Annotated in this window: 14 protein-coding genes; 9 read left to right on the top strand and 5 right to left on the bottom strand. The window is 70.3% G+C overall.

The genetic code is table 11. From position 1 onward, the window contains the following. Positions 1-6 precede the first annotated feature (6 nt). From iolG to JJI54_RS24220, 7 genes are all read left to right on the top strand, one after another. Positions 7-996: an inositol 2-dehydrogenase gene (iolG, locus tag JJI54_RS24250; protein WP_203075992.1), complete on the top strand. Its 990-nt coding sequence runs from the start codon at positions 7-9 to the stop codon at positions 994-996. Next, a complete protein-coding gene (locus JJI54_RS24245) occupies positions 993-1,784 on the top strand; it encodes an SDR family oxidoreductase (protein WP_203075991.1) in 792 nt (263 codons plus the stop codon). Before iolG ends, JJI54_RS24245 begins: the two co-directional genes overlap by 4 nt. Further along, on the top strand, positions 1,781-2,566 hold the full coding sequence (locus JJI54_RS24240; protein ID WP_203075990.1) for an inositol monophosphatase family protein: 786 nt from the start codon (positions 1,781-1,783) through the stop codon (positions 2,564-2,566). Before JJI54_RS24245 ends, JJI54_RS24240 begins: the two co-directional genes overlap by 4 nt. Before the next feature lie 84 nt (positions 2,567-2,650). After that, positions 2,651-3,685 (top strand): ABC transporter substrate-binding protein, encoded by a 1,035-nt coding sequence (locus tag JJI54_RS24235; protein WP_203075989.1) that lies wholly within the window; start codon positions 2,651-2,653, stop codon positions 3,683-3,685. A gap of 10 nt (positions 3,686-3,695) precedes the next feature. Further along, positions 3,696-5,873 carry an ABC transporter permease gene (locus JJI54_RS24230; protein WP_203075988.1) on the top strand — a complete coding sequence of 726 codons (2,178 nt, stop codon included), beginning with the start codon at positions 3,696-3,698 and terminating at the stop codon, positions 5,871-5,873. Positions 5,874-5,878: 5 nt separating this feature from the next. Further along, positions 5,879-6,919 (top strand): ABC transporter ATP-binding protein, encoded by a 1,041-nt coding sequence (locus tag JJI54_RS24225; RefSeq protein ID WP_203075987.1) that lies wholly within the window; start codon positions 5,879-5,881, stop codon positions 6,917-6,919. Positions 6,920-7,111: 192 nt separating this feature from the next. Further along, positions 7,112-7,720, top strand: coding sequence for a 2-hydroxychromene-2-carboxylate isomerase (locus tag JJI54_RS24220; RefSeq protein WP_203075986.1), 609 nt, complete (start codon positions 7,112-7,114; stop codon positions 7,718-7,720). Here the strand turns inward: JJI54_RS24220 and JJI54_RS24215 are convergent, their stop codons facing one another. After that, positions 7,721-9,529 (bottom strand): cation:proton antiporter domain-containing protein, encoded by a 1,809-nt coding sequence (locus tag JJI54_RS24215; RefSeq protein ID WP_203075985.1) that lies wholly within the window; start codon positions 9,527-9,529, stop codon positions 7,721-7,723. Positions 9,530-9,613: 84 nt separating this feature from the next. Continuing rightward, positions 9,614-10,882 carry a D-amino acid dehydrogenase gene (locus JJI54_RS24210; protein WP_318987570.1) on the bottom strand — a complete coding sequence of 423 codons (1,269 nt, stop codon included), beginning with the start codon at positions 10,880-10,882 and terminating at the stop codon, positions 9,614-9,616. Positions 10,883-11,009: 127 nt separating this feature from the next. On the opposite strand from JJI54_RS24210, the gene JJI54_RS24205 reads away from it, so the two are divergent. Both JJI54_RS24205 and JJI54_RS24200 read left to right on the top strand, forming a co-directional pair. Then, entirely contained in the window at positions 11,010-11,447 is a 438-nt protein-coding gene (locus JJI54_RS24205; RefSeq protein WP_203075983.1) for an Lrp/AsnC family transcriptional regulator, read from the top strand. A gap of 134 nt (positions 11,448-11,581) precedes the next feature. Continuing rightward, a complete protein-coding gene (locus JJI54_RS24200; protein ID WP_203075982.1) occupies positions 11,582-12,643 on the top strand; it encodes an alkene reductase in 1,062 nt (353 codons plus the stop codon). Positions 12,644-12,680: 37 nt separating this feature from the next. Here JJI54_RS24200 and JJI54_RS24195 read toward each other — a convergent pair whose 3' ends face one another. The 3 genes from JJI54_RS24195 to JJI54_RS24185 are packed head-to-tail and all read right to left on the bottom strand — an operon-like array spanning position 12,681 to position 15,603. Then, entirely contained in the window at positions 12,681-14,006 is a 1,326-nt protein-coding gene (locus JJI54_RS24195; RefSeq protein WP_203075981.1) for a TRAP transporter large permease, read from the bottom strand. Positions 14,007-14,013: 7 nt separating this feature from the next. Then, complete coding sequence (locus tag JJI54_RS24190) at positions 14,014-14,514, bottom strand: TRAP transporter small permease subunit (RefSeq protein ID WP_203075980.1); 501 nt, start codon at positions 14,512-14,514, stop codon at positions 14,014-14,016. A 3-nt stretch (positions 14,515-14,517) separates the two neighbouring features. Further along, positions 14,518-15,603: a TRAP transporter substrate-binding protein gene (locus JJI54_RS24185; RefSeq protein ID WP_203075979.1), complete on the bottom strand. Its 1,086-nt coding sequence runs from the start codon at positions 15,601-15,603 to the stop codon at positions 14,518-14,520. Between the last annotated feature and the right edge of the window lie 214 nt (positions 15,604-15,817).

The raw sequence follows: 15,817 nt of genomic DNA, 5'->3' as shown, positions 1-15,817 counted from the left end.
GACGCCATGCTGCAATTCGCACAATTCGGGGCCGGGCGCATCGGCGCCATCCATGCCGCCAACCTGGCCGCCAGCGGCAGGGCGGCGCTTCGGCACATCGTGGACGTCCACGCCCCCTCCGCCGCGGCGCTCGCCGCCAAGCATGGCGCCCAGGTCAGCGACACCGCGACCGCCCTGGCGGACCCCGCCGTCGGCGCCGTGATCATCGCCAGTTCCACCGACACCCATGCGGACCTGGTCATCGCCGCCGCCGAGGCCGGCAAGGCCATCTTCTGCGAGAAGCCGATCGACCTGTCGCTCCCCCGCGTCGATGCCTGCCTGGCCGCCGTCGCCAAGGCCGGCGTGCCCATGCTGGTCGGCTTCAACCGCCGCTTCGACCCCAATTTCGCCGAGGTGCACCGCCGCATCGGCGCCGGCGCCATCGGTGCCGTCGAACAGGTGGTGATCACCAGCCGCGACCCCGGCCCGCCCCCCGTCTCCTACATCAAGGTCTCCGGCGGGCTGTTCCGGGACATGACGATCCATGATTTCGACATGGCCCGCTGGATGCTGGGCGAGGAACCCACCGAGGTCTTCGCCACCGGCAGCGTCCTCGTGGACCAGGCGATCGGCGAGGCCGGCGACATCGACAGCGCCATGATCATCCTCAAGACCGCCTCCGGCCGCATGGCCCACATCAACAACAGCCGCCGCGCCGCCTATGGCTATGATCAACGCGTCGAGGTGCATGGCAGCGCCGGGCGGCTCATCGCCGGCAACCGCGTCGGCACCACGGTCGAGCAGGCCGATGGCAAGACGGTCGCCACCGACCTGCCGCTGCACTTCTTCCTGGAACGCTACGCCGATGCCTATCGCATCGAGCTCGCCGCCTTCCTGGACAGCGTCGAGAAGGGCACGCCCATGCCGGTCGGCGCGGCGGATGGCCGCCAGGCGCTGGTGCTGGCCGATGCCGCCTACCGCTCCCTCACCGAAGGCCGCCCGGTGACGGTGGCATGACCGTCCTGCCGACAGTCTCGCTGGAAGGCCGCTGCGTGCTCGTCACCGGCGGCACGCAGGGAATCGGGGAGGCCTGCGCGATCGCCGCCGCCGAGGCCGGGGCCCGCGCCGTCTGCATCACCGGCCGCAATGCCGAACGGGGTGCTTCCGTGGTCGCGGCGCTGCGCGCGCTGGGGGCGGAGGCGCATTTCGTCGCCGCCGACCTCGCGGATGCCGAAGCCACCGCCGGCATCGTCGCGCAGGCGGAAGCGGCGCTCGGCCTGGTGGATGGGCTGGTGAATGCCGCCGGGCTGACGGATCGCGGCACCATCCTCGGCACCGATATCGCGCTGTGGGACAGGCTTTTCGCCATCAACGCCCGCGCGCCCTTTCAACTGATTCAGGCCGTGGGTCGTCGCCTGGTGGCGGAGAAGCGGACCGGCACCATCGTCAACGTCATCACCATGTCGAGCCATGGCGGGCAGCCTTTCCTCACGGGCTATTCGTCGTCGAAGGGCGCGCTGGCGGTGCTGACGAAGAACACGGCGCTCGGCCTCCGCCCCCATCGCATCCGCGTGAACGGCATCAATCTCGGCTGGGCCGACACGCCGGGCGAGCACGTCATCCAGCAGAAGGACGGCAACCCGCCGGACTGGCTGGACCGCGCCGCGCCGGCGCAGCCCTTCGGGCGGCTGGTCAGCGCGCCGGATGTCGCGGGGCTCGCGACCTACCTGCTCTCCGATGCCTCCGGCATCGTCACGGGATCGCTGATCGATTTCGACCAGAACGTCATGGGGGCCTACGAGTGAATACTCGCGAATTCGCGCTGCGGCGCGACGCGGCGGCCGCCATCGCGCGGGATGCGGCGCAGGGCGCCTTCCTCATGCGCGCCCGCGGCATGGGCGCGGCCAGCTTCAAGGGCGCGCAGGATTTCCTGACCGAGGCCGATGGCGCCACCGAACGCTTCATCCGCGACCGCCTGGCCACCATCTTCCCGGGCGAGGCCGTGCTGGGCGAGGAAATGGGCGGCGGCCTTGGCGCCGTGGACGGCCCGCTCTGGATCATCGATCCCATCGACGGCACCTCCAACTTCTCCCGCAACGGGGATCGCTGGTGCGTCTCCATCGGCATGGCGCTGGATGGCAAGGCCGTGGTCGGCGCGGTCGCCCGCTACGTGCCGTCGGAGGTCTTTGCGGGTGCCAAGGGCTGCGGCGCCACGCTGAACGGCATCCCCATCAAGGCGTCCTCCATCGACAGCATGGCCCGCGCCACCATCGAGGTCGGCTGGTCCATGCGCCGGCCGCTGGCCGCCTTCCACCAACTGTCGCAATCCATCATGGGCATGGGCGCGGGGCTCCGCGTCGGCGGCTCCGGCACGCTCGGCCTGGTGGAAGCGGCGAATGGGCGGCTGGAGGGTTATATCGAGCAGCACATCAATTCCTGGGATGCCTGCGCCGCCGTCGCCATCGCGCGGGAAGCGGGTGCCTGGGTGAATGATTTCGACAGCGGCGACTGGCTGGCCAGCGGCAACCCCGTGGGCATCGGCGCGCCCGCGCTCGGGCCAGTCCTCGCCCCCCTGTTGGGGCCTTGAGCCCGCCGCCCGCCCGGCCTTAACTGAACCGTCACAGTCCCGGACCGGCCCGATAAGGCCGGCCGCACCAGGAGGCTTCCGTCCATGACCCTCGCCCGCCGCCTGCTCGTCACCGGCCTCGTGCTGGGTGGCACCGCCGTGCTCCCGGCCGCCGCCAGCGCGCAGGGCAACCTCGTCGTCTATTGCTCGGTGCAGGAGGAATGGTGCCGCCCGATGGTCCAGGCCTTCGAGCGTGCGACCAATATCCGCGTCGCCATGACGCGCCGATCGAGCGGCGAGACCATGACGCAGATCCGCGCGGAGGCCACGAACCCCCGCGGCGATGTCTGGTGGGGCGGCACCGGCGACCCGCATATGCAGGCGGCGGAGGAGAACCTCACCCTCGAATACCGCTCGCCCCGCCTGTCGGAGCTGCATGACTGGGCGGTGCGCCAGGCGGAGCAGACGCAGTTCCGCACCGTCGGCATCTATGCCGGCGCGCTGGGCTATTCCTACAACGCGACGGAACTCGCCCGCCGCCGCATCGCCGCCCCGCGCTGCTGGGCGGACCTCGCCAAGCCGGAATTCCGCGGCGAGATCCAGGTGGCCGATCCCAACACCAGCGGCACCGCCTACACCATGCTGGCCACGCTGCTGCAGGTGATGGGGGAGGAGCCGGCCTTCACCTACCTCCGCGCCCTTCATCGCAACGTGAACCAGTACACGCGGTCCGGCGCCGCGCCCGCCCGCGCCGCGGCCACAGGCGAGACGCTGGTCGGCATCACCTTCCTGCATGATGCGGTGACGCAGAAGATCGCCGGCGCCCCCGTGGAGATCGTCGCCCCCTGCGAGGGCACGGGCTACGAGATCGGCTCCATGTCCATCATCCGCGGCGCCCGCAACCTCGACAATGCTCGCCGCTTCTATGACTGGGCGCTGTCGCCGGAAGCGCAGGGCATCGCGGGCCAGGCCAATTCCTACCAGCTGCCCTCCAACCGCAACGCACCCATCCCGCCCCAGGCGCCGCGCTTCGAGAACATCCGCATGATCGACTACGACTTCGCGCGCTGGGGCTCGGCGGCGGAGCGCACGCGCGTGATCACGCGCTGGGAACGCGAAGTCCGCGCCGGCTCCCGCTGAACCGCTTGCCATGGGCGCGTTGACCCTCGGCCGCGCGGCGCTGCTCTGCGCCGCGATCGGCTTCCTCCTCGCGCCCTGGCATGGGCTTGAGAATGGCCTGGCGGCGATGGCCGCCTGGCCGCGTGGCGAGGCCGCGCCGCTTGTGGCCCTGCTGCTCGATGGCAGCCGCTGGTGGCTGTGGCCCGTGGCGCTGCTGCTGGCGGCCGTGGCGCCCGCCCTGTTGCGGGGCCGCGCGCCGGGCCTGCTGCTGATGGTGGCGGGCGCCGGCATCGTCGCCTGGGTCTTCCTGATGGGGCACGCGATCGGGCTGAACGGCCTGGCCTGGCAGGGCCTGGCGCCGCTGCTCGGCGTGCCACCGGCGCAGCCTTCCCTCGGCTGGGGCGCGCTGCTGGTGCTGGCGGGCGGCGTCGCCTTCTTCTCCGCGGGGCTCGCGGCCCGCGGCAGCTTCGGCGCGGATGCCTTCGTCAGCTTCCTCGTCTGCGGCAGCGCCTTTCTCCTGCTGCTCTTCGTCTTCGTGCCGCTGGTCACGATCCTCTCCGCCGCGATCTACGAGGATGGGCGCTTCGCGCCGGAGGCGATGGCCGCGCGGCTGACGGCGCCGGAGGCCTGGTCGCTCGCCTGCGTCACCACCCATGCCGGCTGCGGCGTGGTGTGGAACACGCTGCTGCTGGCGACGCTGACGGGCGTGATCTCGACGCTCCTCGGCCTCGGCTTCGCGCTGCTTTCGGTGCGCGGCAATGTCCGCGGCGCGGTCGCCTTCCGCGCCATGACGATCCTGCCCCTCATCACGCCGCCCTTCGTCGTCTCCCTGGCGCTCATCGTCCTGTTCGGCCGCACCGGCATCGTCACCGCCTTCCTGTGGGAGAATTTCGACATTCCCCGCAGCCGCTGGATCTACGGCCTGCCCGGCGTGCTGATGGCGCAGGTGCTGGCGCAGGCGCCCGTCGCCTTCATGCTGCTGGACGGCGCCTTGCGCGCGATCTCGCCGAGCCTGGAGGAAGCGGCCAGCACCATGGGCGCGAAGCGCTTCAAGGTGTTCCGCAGCGTCACCTGGCCGCTGCTGAAGCCGGCCCTGGCCGCGGCCTTCCTGCTCGGCTTCGTGGAAAGTCTGGCCGATTTCGGCAACCCGCTGGTGCTGGGCGGCGATTTCGACGTGCTCTCCACCCGCATCTTCTTCGCCATCGCCGGCGCCCGGCATGATCCGGGCCGCGCCGCGGCGCTGGCGCTTCTGCTGCTGGCGCTGACCTTCGGCGCCTTCGCGCTGCAGGCCCTCTGGCTCGGCAAGCGGCGCTACACCACCGTGACGGGCAAGGGCGATAGCGGACTGCCGGCGCCGCTGCCGAAGGGGCTGAAGCTCGCCTGCTCCGTCGTCGTCTGGCCCTGGATGCTCTTCACCGCCGTGGTCTATGGCATCATCCTGGTCGGCGGCTTCGTGCGCGACATCGGCCGCGGCGACATGAGCTTCACCTGGCGCCACTTCCTGACGGGCTTCGAGGTCGAATGGCATAACGGCCTCGACTTCCGCGGCAGCGCCTGGGATAGCCTGTTCACGACGATCGAGGTCGCGGCCATCGCGGCCCCGCTGACGGCAGGCCTCGGCATCCTCCTCGCCTGGCTGATCGCGCGGCAGTCCTTCAAGGGACGGGGCACGCTGGAATTCATGACCATGCTGTCCTTCGCCATCCCCGGCACCGTGGTCGGCGTTTCCTACGTCATGGCCTTCAACGTTCCGCCCGTCGAACTCACGGGCACGGCGCTGATCCTCATCATCTGCTTCGTCTTCCGCAACCTGCCCGTCGGCGTGCGCGGCGGCCTCGCGGCCCTCGCCCAGATCGACAAGTCGCTGGACGAGGCCTCCGCCACCATGGGCGGCGGCGCGCTATCCACGCTACGCCGCGTCGTGCTGCCGCTGCTGCGGCCGGCCATCGTCGCCTCCCTCGCCTTCAGCTTCGTGCATGCGATGACGGCGGTCTCGGCCGTGATCTTCCTCGTCTCCGCGCAGCACAACCTCGCCACCGTCTATATCGTGGGGCGCGTGGAGGCCGGGGAGATGGCGCTCGCCATCGCCTATTCCACCGTGCTCATCGTCATCATGCTGGCTGTCGTGCTCGGGATCGAGAAGCTGGTCGGCCGCGCGCAGATCGGCCGGCGCGCGGCGACGCCAACCACCATGCACGCCGGGGCCTGACCGACATGTCCGACGTCTCCATCACCTTCGACCGCGTCATCAAGGCCTTCGGCAGTTTCCGCGCGGTGGACGAGGTCTCCTTCGCCCTGCCGCGCGGCGCGCTCGTCACGCTGCTGGGCCCCTCCGGCTGCGGCAAGACCACGACGCTGCGTCTCGTCGCGGGCCTCGAACTGCCGACCAGCGGGCGCATCGAGATCGAGGGCAAGGATGTCACCGCGCTGGCCGCCGCGGAGCGGCGCATCGCGATGGTGTTCCAATCCTACGCGCTGTTCCCACACATGAACGTGCTGGAAAACGTCTCCTACGGCCTGCTCGTCAACGGCGCCCGCAAGGCCTCCGCCGAAGCCGAAGCGCTTGCCATGCTGAAGACGCTCGGGCTCGAGGGCCTCGGCCAGCGCCTGCCCTCCGAGCTTTCGGGCGGCCAGCAGCAGCGCGTCGCCGTGGCCCGCGCCCTCGTGCTGCGCCCCAAGGTCCTGCTGTTCGACGAACCGCTCTCCAATCTCGATGCGCGGCTCCGCCGCCGCGTGCGGGAGGACATCCGCGACCTGCAGAAGAAGCTCGACCTCTCCGTTGTCTATGTCACGCATGACCAGCAGGAAGCGCTGGCCGTCTCCGACCTCGTCTGCGTCATGCGCGCCGGGAAGATCGCGCAGATGGGCACGCCGACCGAACTCTACGAAGACCCCGCCGACGCCTTCATCGCCGATTTCATGGGCGAGGCGAACGTCATCCAGGGGGAGGTGCTGGGCCCGAACCGCATCGCCCTCGGCGGCGTCGCGCTCGATACCCTAATGCGCGCGCACCCGCCCGGCCCCGCGCAGATCGCCGTGCGGCCCGAATCCATCCTGCCGCAGGCCGAGGGCAACCCCGGCCTGCCCGGCCGCATCCAGCGCGCCGCCTTCCTCGGCCAGACCCGGGAATACGAGGTGCAGACGCCGGCCGGCGAACTCTTCGTCGTCACCCCCGCCGCCGCCCCCGCCTTCGCCACCGGCGATGCCGTGTCCTGCACGCTGCAACGCGTGATCCCGCTGCGGGCGGGGTCCTGAAGGCGCGCCGTCTCCGCTGGGAAGACGCTCCTCCCCTTCACCGACCAATAACCTCGCGGTCCAGGGTCCCGTTGGACCCTGGCGGGGGAGAGGTCTGGAGAGGGGCGAGGAGCCCCTCTCCAGCCGCCACCCGCGCACCCGATTGCCGCACCGCCCGCGCGCCGCGATGATCGCGCGGAGGGAGGGACAACGATGCCGTTGGTGATCGACTACTACATCAGCCTCAACAGCCCCTGGGCGCATCTCGGCGCCACGCGGATCGAGGCGCTGGCCGCGAAGCATGGCGCGACCCTGCGCGTGCATCCCTGCGACTACCGGGAGACGATCTTCCCCGCCTCGGGCGGCCTGCCCTTGCCGAAGCGCAGCCCGCAACGCCAGGCCTATCGCGCGCAGGAATTGCGGCGCTGGCGCGCGCATCTCGGCGTGCCGATCATCCTGGCGCCGCGGCACTCACCCTTCGACGAGGTCTTCGCCGCGCATTGCGTGATCGCGGCGCGGGAGGGGCTGGGCGATGCGCCCGCCGTCGCCCTGGCCCATCGCATCCTGCGCGCGCTGTGGGAGGAGGAGGCGAATCCGGCGGATCGCGAGACGCTGTCGCGCCTGATCGCGGAGGCCGGGATCGACGCCCCTGCCCTGCTGGCGCGGGCGGAGGATCGGCGCTGGGCGGCGATGCGCATCGAGGAGAGCCGCGAGGCGCTGGCCCGCGGCGTCTTCGGCGCGCCGAGCTACGTGATCGGCGACGAGATCTTCTGGGGCCAGGACAGGCTCGATTTCGTCGCCCGCTTCCTCGAGCGCCGGTAGCTATCCGCCGGCGCGTTCCAGCATGCGGAGCGCGATCTCGCGCTCCCCGCTGATGGAGAGGTTGGCGCCGAGGCCGTTCAGGTGGTCCACCGCCTCGTCCGAATGGGCGCGGGCCAGGATCTCCAGCGTCGCGTTCAGGGCGCGGGATTGCTCGACCACCTGGCCGGCCTCGAAGGTCTCCGGCACCGTCACGAACAGGCGCCGGGCCTGGGCCAGGTTCGCGGCGGCCAGCACCTCCGGGTCCGCGGCATTGCCGACGACGATCTCCGCGCCATCGGCCCGGGCGGCGGCCACGGCCTCGTCCGCCTCCTCGATCACCACCACGGGGCGCCCGGCCGCGACCAGCCTGGCGCCGACCAGGCTGCCGACGCGGCCATAGCCCACCACCACGTCATGGTCCGTCAGCGTGGTCACCGCGGGGCCGGCGGTCTCGGGCTCGGGCTCCGCCGTGCCGGCCGCGACGGCGTCCTTCGCCCCCTCGACCACCGCTTCCGCCACCGTGGCGGGCGCGGGTTCCGGCACGGCGGCGGCCGCGGCCTGGGCGGCGGGTTCCGGCGCTTCCGGCGTGGCCTTGGCGGCGGCGGTCGCGGCGGCGTCCTTGGTGAACTGGATGCGCGTCAGGATCTTGGTGCGCCCGCGTTCAACCGCCGCGAACAGGAAGGGGTTGACCAGGATGGAGATGATGGCCCCGGCCAGCACCAGGTCCCGCGCATGCCCGTCCACCAGGCCCAGCGTGACGCCGAGCCCCATCAGGATGAAGGAGAATTCGCCGATCTGCGCCAGGCTGACGGAGATGGTCATCGCGGTGGCGGCCGGGTGGCCGAAGGCGCGGACAATGGCGTAGGCGGCGGCGGACTTGCCGATGACGATGATCGCGACCGTCGCCAGCACCGCCATCGGGCTGTCCACCAGCACGGCCGGGTTGAACAGCATGCCGACCGAGACGAAGAACAGCACCGCGAAGGCGTCGCGCAGCGGCAGCGCTTCCTCCGCCGCGCGCTGGGACAGGCGGCTTTCGCCCATCACCATGCCGGCGAAGAAGGCGCCCAGCGCGAAGGACACGCCGAACAGCCCCGCCGCGCCATAGGCGACGCCGAGCGCCACCGCATAGACCGCCAGGCGGAACAGCTCCCGCGACCCGGTATGGGCGGCGTAGTGCATGACCCAGGGGATCAGCCGCCGCCCGCCCACCAGCATCAGGGCGACGAAGGCCGCGACCTTGGCGATGGTGATGGCGAAGGTGGAGGCGATGTCCGCCATGGACAGCGCCGTGCCACCCGGCAGCAGCGCCGGCCCGATCGCGGGCAGCAGCACCAGGGCGAGGACCATGGCCAGGTCCTCCACGATCAGCCAGCCCACCGCGATCTTGCCGCGTTCGGTATCGATGATCCGCCGTTCCTGCAGCGCGCGCACCAGCACGACGGTGGAGGCGACGGACAGCGCGAGGCCGAAGACCAGCCCCGCGCCGATGCCCCAGCCCATCGTCCAGGCCAGCGCCATGCCCATCACCGTCGCCACCGCGATCTGCCCCACCGCGCCGGGCAGCGCGATGGACTTCACCGCCATCAGGTCCTTCAAGGAGAAGTGAAGACCCACGGCGAACATCAGCAGGATCACGCCGATCTCGGCGAGCTGGTTCGCCAGTTCCTGGTCCGCCACGAATCCGGGCGTGAAGGGCCCCACCGCCACCCCCGCCAGCAGGTAGCCCACCAGCGGCGAGAGTTTCAGGCGATGCGCCACCATGCCGAAGATGAAGGCCAGGCCAAGGCCCGCCGCGATCATGGCGATGAGTGGCGTGTGGTGTTCCAATGTCTCGTCTCCGGCGGGTCGTGGGGCGGCACCGGAGCCGATAGGGCAACCGGCGGATGCCGGCCACCCTGAAATGAAGGCGGCTCAGGCGATGGCGTAGCGGTCGAGGGCCAGGTCGTCGGCGGCGATATCGGGTTTCCGGCCGGTGACGAGATCCGCCAGCAGGCGGCCCGACCCGCAGGCCATGGTCCAGCCGAGCGTCCCGTGGCCGGTGTTCAGCGACAGGTTCGCGAAGCGCGTCGGGCCCACCACCGGCGTGCCGTCCGGCGTCATCGGCCGCAGGCCGGTCCAGAAGCTCGCACGCTCGATGTCGCCGCCCTTCGGGAACAGGTCGCCGACGCTATGGGCCAGCGTCTCCCGCCGCGGGCGGCGCAGCTTCAGCGAGAAGCCGGCGAGTTCCGCCGTGCCGCCGACGCGGATTCGGTCGCCGAGCCGCGTGATCGCGACCTTGTAGGTCTCGTCCATCACGGTGGAGACGGGCGCCGCGGCCTCATCCGTGATGGGCAGCGTCAGCGAATAGCCCTTCACCGGATAGACCGGCACATGCACGCCCAGCGGCCGCAGCAGGGCCGGCGAATAGCTGCCCATGGCCACCACATAGTGGTCCGCGGTGACGCGGCCGGTATCCGTCGCCACGCCCGTCACGCGGCCGGCTTCCGTCTCCAGCGCCTTGATCGTCACGCCATGCCGGAAGACCACCCCCGCCGCGGCGGCGAGGGCCGCGAGGCGCTGGGTGAAGACATGGGCATCGCCGGTCTCGTCGCCCGGCAGCTGCAGCCCGCCCACGAACTTGCCCGGCACCAGGCCCAGCGCCGGCTCCGCCGCGATGCAGCCGGCCGCATCCAGCACCGAATGGCGCACGGCGAAGCCCTTCAGCACCTCGATATCCGCGCTGATCGAATCCAGCTGCTTCTGCGTGCGGAACAGCTGCAGCGTGCCGCGCGTGCGCTGGTCGTACTGGATGCCGGTGTCGTCGCGCAGGTCCTTCAGGCAGTCGCGCGAATACTCGGCCAGGCGCACCATGCGGGCCTTGTTGCGGCCATAGGCGGCTTCCGTGCAGTTCGCCAGCATCTGCGCCAGCCAGCCATAGAGGCCGCCATCCATGCTCGGCCACAGCACCAGGGGGCGGTGGCGCATCATCAGCCACTTCAGCGCCTTGATGGGGATGCCGGGGCCGGCCCAGGGGGCGGAATAGCCGGGGGAGACCTGGCCGGCATTGGCGAAGCTGGTTTCCATGCCGGCCGCCGGCTGGCGGTCCAGCACCGTCACCTGGTGGCCCGCCCGGGCCAGGTACCAGGCGCTGGTCACGCCCACGACGCCACTGCCGAGCACCACGACGCGCATTGCCGCCACTCCGTTGCGAATGGGTGAAGGATAGGGGTGGACGCGGTGAATTTCCTGCGCGATTGCCGCATGATGCCTCGCCAGCGCGCAATCCGCGCAATATCCTGCGACAAATCCGCAGGATCAGCCACGCGCCATGGATGACATCGACCGCGCCATCATCCGCACCCTCCGCGTCGATGGCCGCCTGCCCAATGCCAAGCTGGCGGAGGCCGTGGGCCTCAGCCCCTCCGCCTGCCTCCGCCGGCTGCGGATGCTGGAGCGGGACGGCACGATCCGCGGCTACACGGTGGTGGTGGAGGATGCGGCCCCGCAGGGCGCCGTCGTCGTCATCGTGCAGATCACGCTGGAACGGCAGACCGACGACCACCTCAAGCGTTTCGAGGAGGCGGTGCGCCGCTGCCCGGAAGTGCGGGAGTGCTACCTGATGACCGGCATCGCCGACTACCTGCTGCGGGTGGAGGCGCGGGACGCCGCGGATTACGAGCGCATCCACAAGGAAGCGCTGTCGCGCATGCCGGGTGTCGCGCGCATCCAGTCCAGCTTCGCCATCCGCACCGTCATCCGGGGCTAGCCGCCGCCGGCTTCATCACCGGGGCGAATGACGACCATCCGGCCGGCGCGGTGGCGCGGGGGGTGCCGGCTGCCCAACTCTGGCCCCAACGCCGCGGCGCATCCCCGCCGCCGCCCCCTGTCAGGACTGCCCCGATGACCGAAACCCGCGACCTCTTCGCCCCCGCGCAACTCGGCGACATCCCCGTCGCCAACCGCATCGTCATGGCGCCGATGACGCGCAACCGCGCCCCCGGCAACCTGCCCAATGCGCTGATGGCCGAATACTACGCGCAGCGCGCCTCCGCCGGCCTGATCATCACGGAAGGCACCACGCCGGCCGCCAATGGCCGCGGCTATATCGACATCCCCGGCCTCTACAGCGATGCGCAGGTCGAAGGCTGGCGCGGTGTGGCGGATGCCGTGCATGCCAAGGGCGGGCGCATCGTCGCGCAAATCATGCATACCGGCCGCATCTCCCACCCGGATTTCCAGGAAGGCGCGCAGCCCGTCGCGCCTTCCGCCATCGCGGCCAAGGGCGAGATCTTCACCTATGAGGGCATGAAGCCGCTGGCCACGCCGCGCGCGCTGGAACAGGCGGAGATCGAGGCGATCATCAAGGCCTATGGCCAGGCCGCCGCCAATGCCGTGAAGGCCGGGCTGGACGGCGTGGAGGTGCACGCCGCCAATGGCTACCTGCCCAACCAGTTCCTGGCACCGAACGCCAACCAGCGCACGGACCAGTGGGGCGGCAGCGTGGAGAACCGCGCCCGCTTCCTGGTCGCGATCGTGGAGGCCTCGGTGAAGGCCATCGGCGCGGGCCGCGTCGGCGTGCGGATCAGCCCCGGCAACCCCTTCAACGACATCGCCGACCCGGATGCCGAGGCGACCTACGACCACGTCACGAAGGCGCTGGGTGGCCGTGGCCTCGCCTATCTCCACATTCTCGATGCGAAGCCGCCCTTCGACATCGCGGCCATGGCGCGGCGCAACTTCGGCGGGCCGGTCATCCTGAATGGCGGCTATGACCGGGATCGCGCCCAGGCCGATATCGCCAGCGGCCGTGCGGACTTCATCGCCTTCGGGTCCAAGTTCATCAGCAACCCGGACCTGCCGGCGCGGCTGCTGAAGGGTGCGGCGCTGAACGCGCCGGACACCGCCACCTTCTACGGCGGCGGCGCCAAGGGCTACACGGACTATCCCGCCCTGGCGGCGTGAACCGGCGGGGGCGCGGCAGGCCGCGCCCCCTTCCCCGTCACCAGCCGATGGCCCGCGGCAGCCAGGTCGCGAGCCCCGGCAGGTAGAACACCAGCAGCACGGCCAGCAACTGCATCCCGACGAAGGGGATGATGCCGACATAGATGTGCCGCGTCGTGATCTCCGGCGGCGCGACGCTGCGCAGGAAGAACAGCGCCCAGCCGAAGGGCGGCGTCAGGAAGCTGGTCTGCAGCATCACGCAGATCAGCGTCGCCAGCCACACCTGGTCCACCCCCGCCTGCAGGAAGATCGGCAGGAAGAGCGGCACGGCGATGTAGCTGATCTCGATCCATTCCAGGAAGAAGCCCAGGAAGAAGATCAGGATCAGCATGAACCAGATGTCGGCCGCGGTGCCGCCCGGCAGGAACTCGAACAGGTCATGCACCAGCTGTTCGCCCTGCAGCCCGCGGAAGGACAGCGCGAAGACCTGCGCGCAGATCAGGATGAACATCATCATCGCCGTGATCCGCGCCGTGCTGCGCAGCGTCTCCTTCACCAGCGTCCAGTCCAGCCGCCGCCCCAGCGCGCAGACCAGCATGGACCCGATGGCCCCCATCGCCGCCGCTTCCGTCGGCGCCGCGATGCCCGCGATGATGGACCCCAGCACCGCGAAGACCAGCCCGAGCGGCGGCGCGATCACCTTCGCCAGCTTCACCAGAAGCTGCTTCGTGGAGATGAGCGCCCGTTCCTCCGCCGGCACCGCCGGCACCATCTCCGGCTTCAGGATGCCGAGTGCCAGGATGTAGACACAGTAGATGCCCGCCAGCATCAGCCCCGGGATCATCGCGGCGGCGAAGAGCGTGCCGACGGACAGGTTCATGATGTCCGCCAGCAGGATCAGGATCAGGCTCGGCGGGATGATCTGCCCGAGCGTGCCCGAGGCGCAGATCACGCCGCAGGAAAGCCCGGGGTCGTAGCCCCGCCGCAGCAGCGCCGGCAGCGTGAGCAGGCCGAGCGTGACGACGGTCGCGCCGACGATGCCGGTGGTCGCGCCCATCAGCACGCCGACGAAGACGATGCCGAGGCCGAGGCCACCGCGCAGCGCGCCGGACAGCCGGCCCACCACCTCCATGAGGTCCTCAGCCAGCTTCGATTTCTCCAGCGCCACGCCCATGAAGACGAAGAGCGGGATGGCGAGCAGGGAGTAGCTGGTGACGACGCCATAGATGCGCGCCGGCAGCAGGTTGAACAGCATCGGCCCGAAGCCGAGCCAGCCGAACACGAAGCCGGAGATGGCCAGCGTCAGCGCGACCGGGATGCCCGCCATGAGCAGCCCGAAGAACGCCACCAGCATCAGGATGGCGTAGATTTCCGTCATCGGCATGGTGGGGTCATCGCTCCCGCAGCCGGCCGAGCGCGCGCAGCGTCTCCGCCACGAATTGCAGCAGCAGCAGCGCGAATCCCGCGGGGATGAAGGCCTTCAGGATGTAGCGCGCGGGGATGCCGCCGGGGTTGGCCGATCCCTCATCCTGCCCCCAGCTCTGCATCACGTAGCGCCAGGAAAGCTGGATGACGAGCACGCAGATCACCGCGCCCGAAATCCCCGCCACCAGGTCCACCGCCGCCTTCGCGCGCGGCGAGAAGCCGGCATAGAGCACATCGACGCGCACATGCTCCCCATGCCGCAGCGCATAGGCCGCGCCGATCAGCGCGATGGGGGACATCAGGTGCCATTCCAGCTCCTGCGCCCAGACGGAGCCGAGCGAGAAGCCGTAGCGCAGCAGCACGTTGCTCGCCATCACCAGCACCAGGGCCGCGACGGCAAGCGCGGAAAGCTGGCCGATGCGATCGACGATGTCGTCGATCGCATCGGCCGTACCGGACAAGGTCATGCCTCAGCCCTGGCGGATCTTGCTGTGGTAGATCGCCTCGCTGTAGCCGGACCAGCTGTCGAACTGCGCCTTGTAGGCCATGTAGCTGTCATGCACGCGCTTCGTGACGGGGTCGCGCGCCACGGCTTCCGCCAGCACGGCCGCGGTTTCCGCCCGCAGCGCCTCGATCACCGCGTCCGGCAGCGGCAGCGCCGTCACGCCCTGGTTGCGCACCAGGTCCTGCATGGCCTCCGCATTGTTCTTCTGGCACCAGGCCTCGCTGATGACGTTGCAGGCAGCCACGGCATTCTCGACGATCGCCTTGAGGTCGGCGGGCAGCCGGTTCCAGGCGGCCTTGTTGATGATGAGCTCGGAGGCCGTCGCCGTCTCATGCCACCCGGTCGTGTGGTAGAACTTCGCCACGCGCTGCAGGCCGAGCTGGCGGTCGAGGAAGGGCCCGACGAATTCCGCCGCATCGATCACGCCGCGCTCCAGCGCCGGGAAGATCTCGCCACCCGGCAGCAGGCGCACATCGACGCCGAACTTCTGGTACACGCGGCCCGCGAGCCCCGGGATGCGCATCTTGAGGCCGCGCAGATCCTCGATCTTCTCGATCGGGCGGCGGAACCAGCCCGTCATCTGCACGCCGGTATTGCCGCAGAGGAAGGGGACCAGGTTGAAGCGGTCATAGACCTCCCGCCACAAATCGAGCCCGCCGCCGTCATACATCCAGCCGTTCAGGCCCTGGAAGTTCAGCCCGAAGGGCACGGCGGTGAAGTACTGCGCGGCGAAGGTCTTGCCGGTCCAGAAATAGGCGTTGGCGTAGTTCATCTCGACGATGCCGCTGCTGACGGCATCGAAGCCCTCGGCGGCCGGGATCAGCTCGCCCGCGCCGAAGAACTGGATGCGGATGCGGTTGTTCGACATGCGCTGGATGCGGTCGATCAGGTCCCGCGCGCTGCCCGGACCCGTCGAGTAGAAGGCGGCCTGGGGGCCGTAGAAGCTGGTCATCCGCCAGTTGAAGGTCGTCTGCGCCGTCGCGACCGCGGGCGCTGCCAGCGCGCCGGCGGTGCCAGCGGCGGCGCTGGTGATGAGGTTGCGGCGCTGCATTCTTGTCTCCCGGTCCTGGTGGCGCGCCGGGGCGGCAAGGGACGTGCCACAAGCCTTCTGCCGCCTGGGCGTGCAAACGATCGCATCGCGCCGGAAAAAATGACGCGCCCGCAATCGTTCTGCCTGCCGATGCGGCAAGGCGCGTGTTGACGACACTTTGAGTTGAGCCATCCGCCGCCCGGGCGTTCTGTCCCCTCCCAGGCGGGAGGAAGCC

It is taken from the genome of Falsiroseomonas ponticola, from assembly GCF_016805305.1.
Lineage (GTDB): Bacteria > Pseudomonadota > Alphaproteobacteria > Acetobacterales > Acetobacteraceae > Falsiroseomonas > Falsiroseomonas ponticola.
This window is presented reverse-complemented; position numbering and strand designations above follow the sequence as displayed.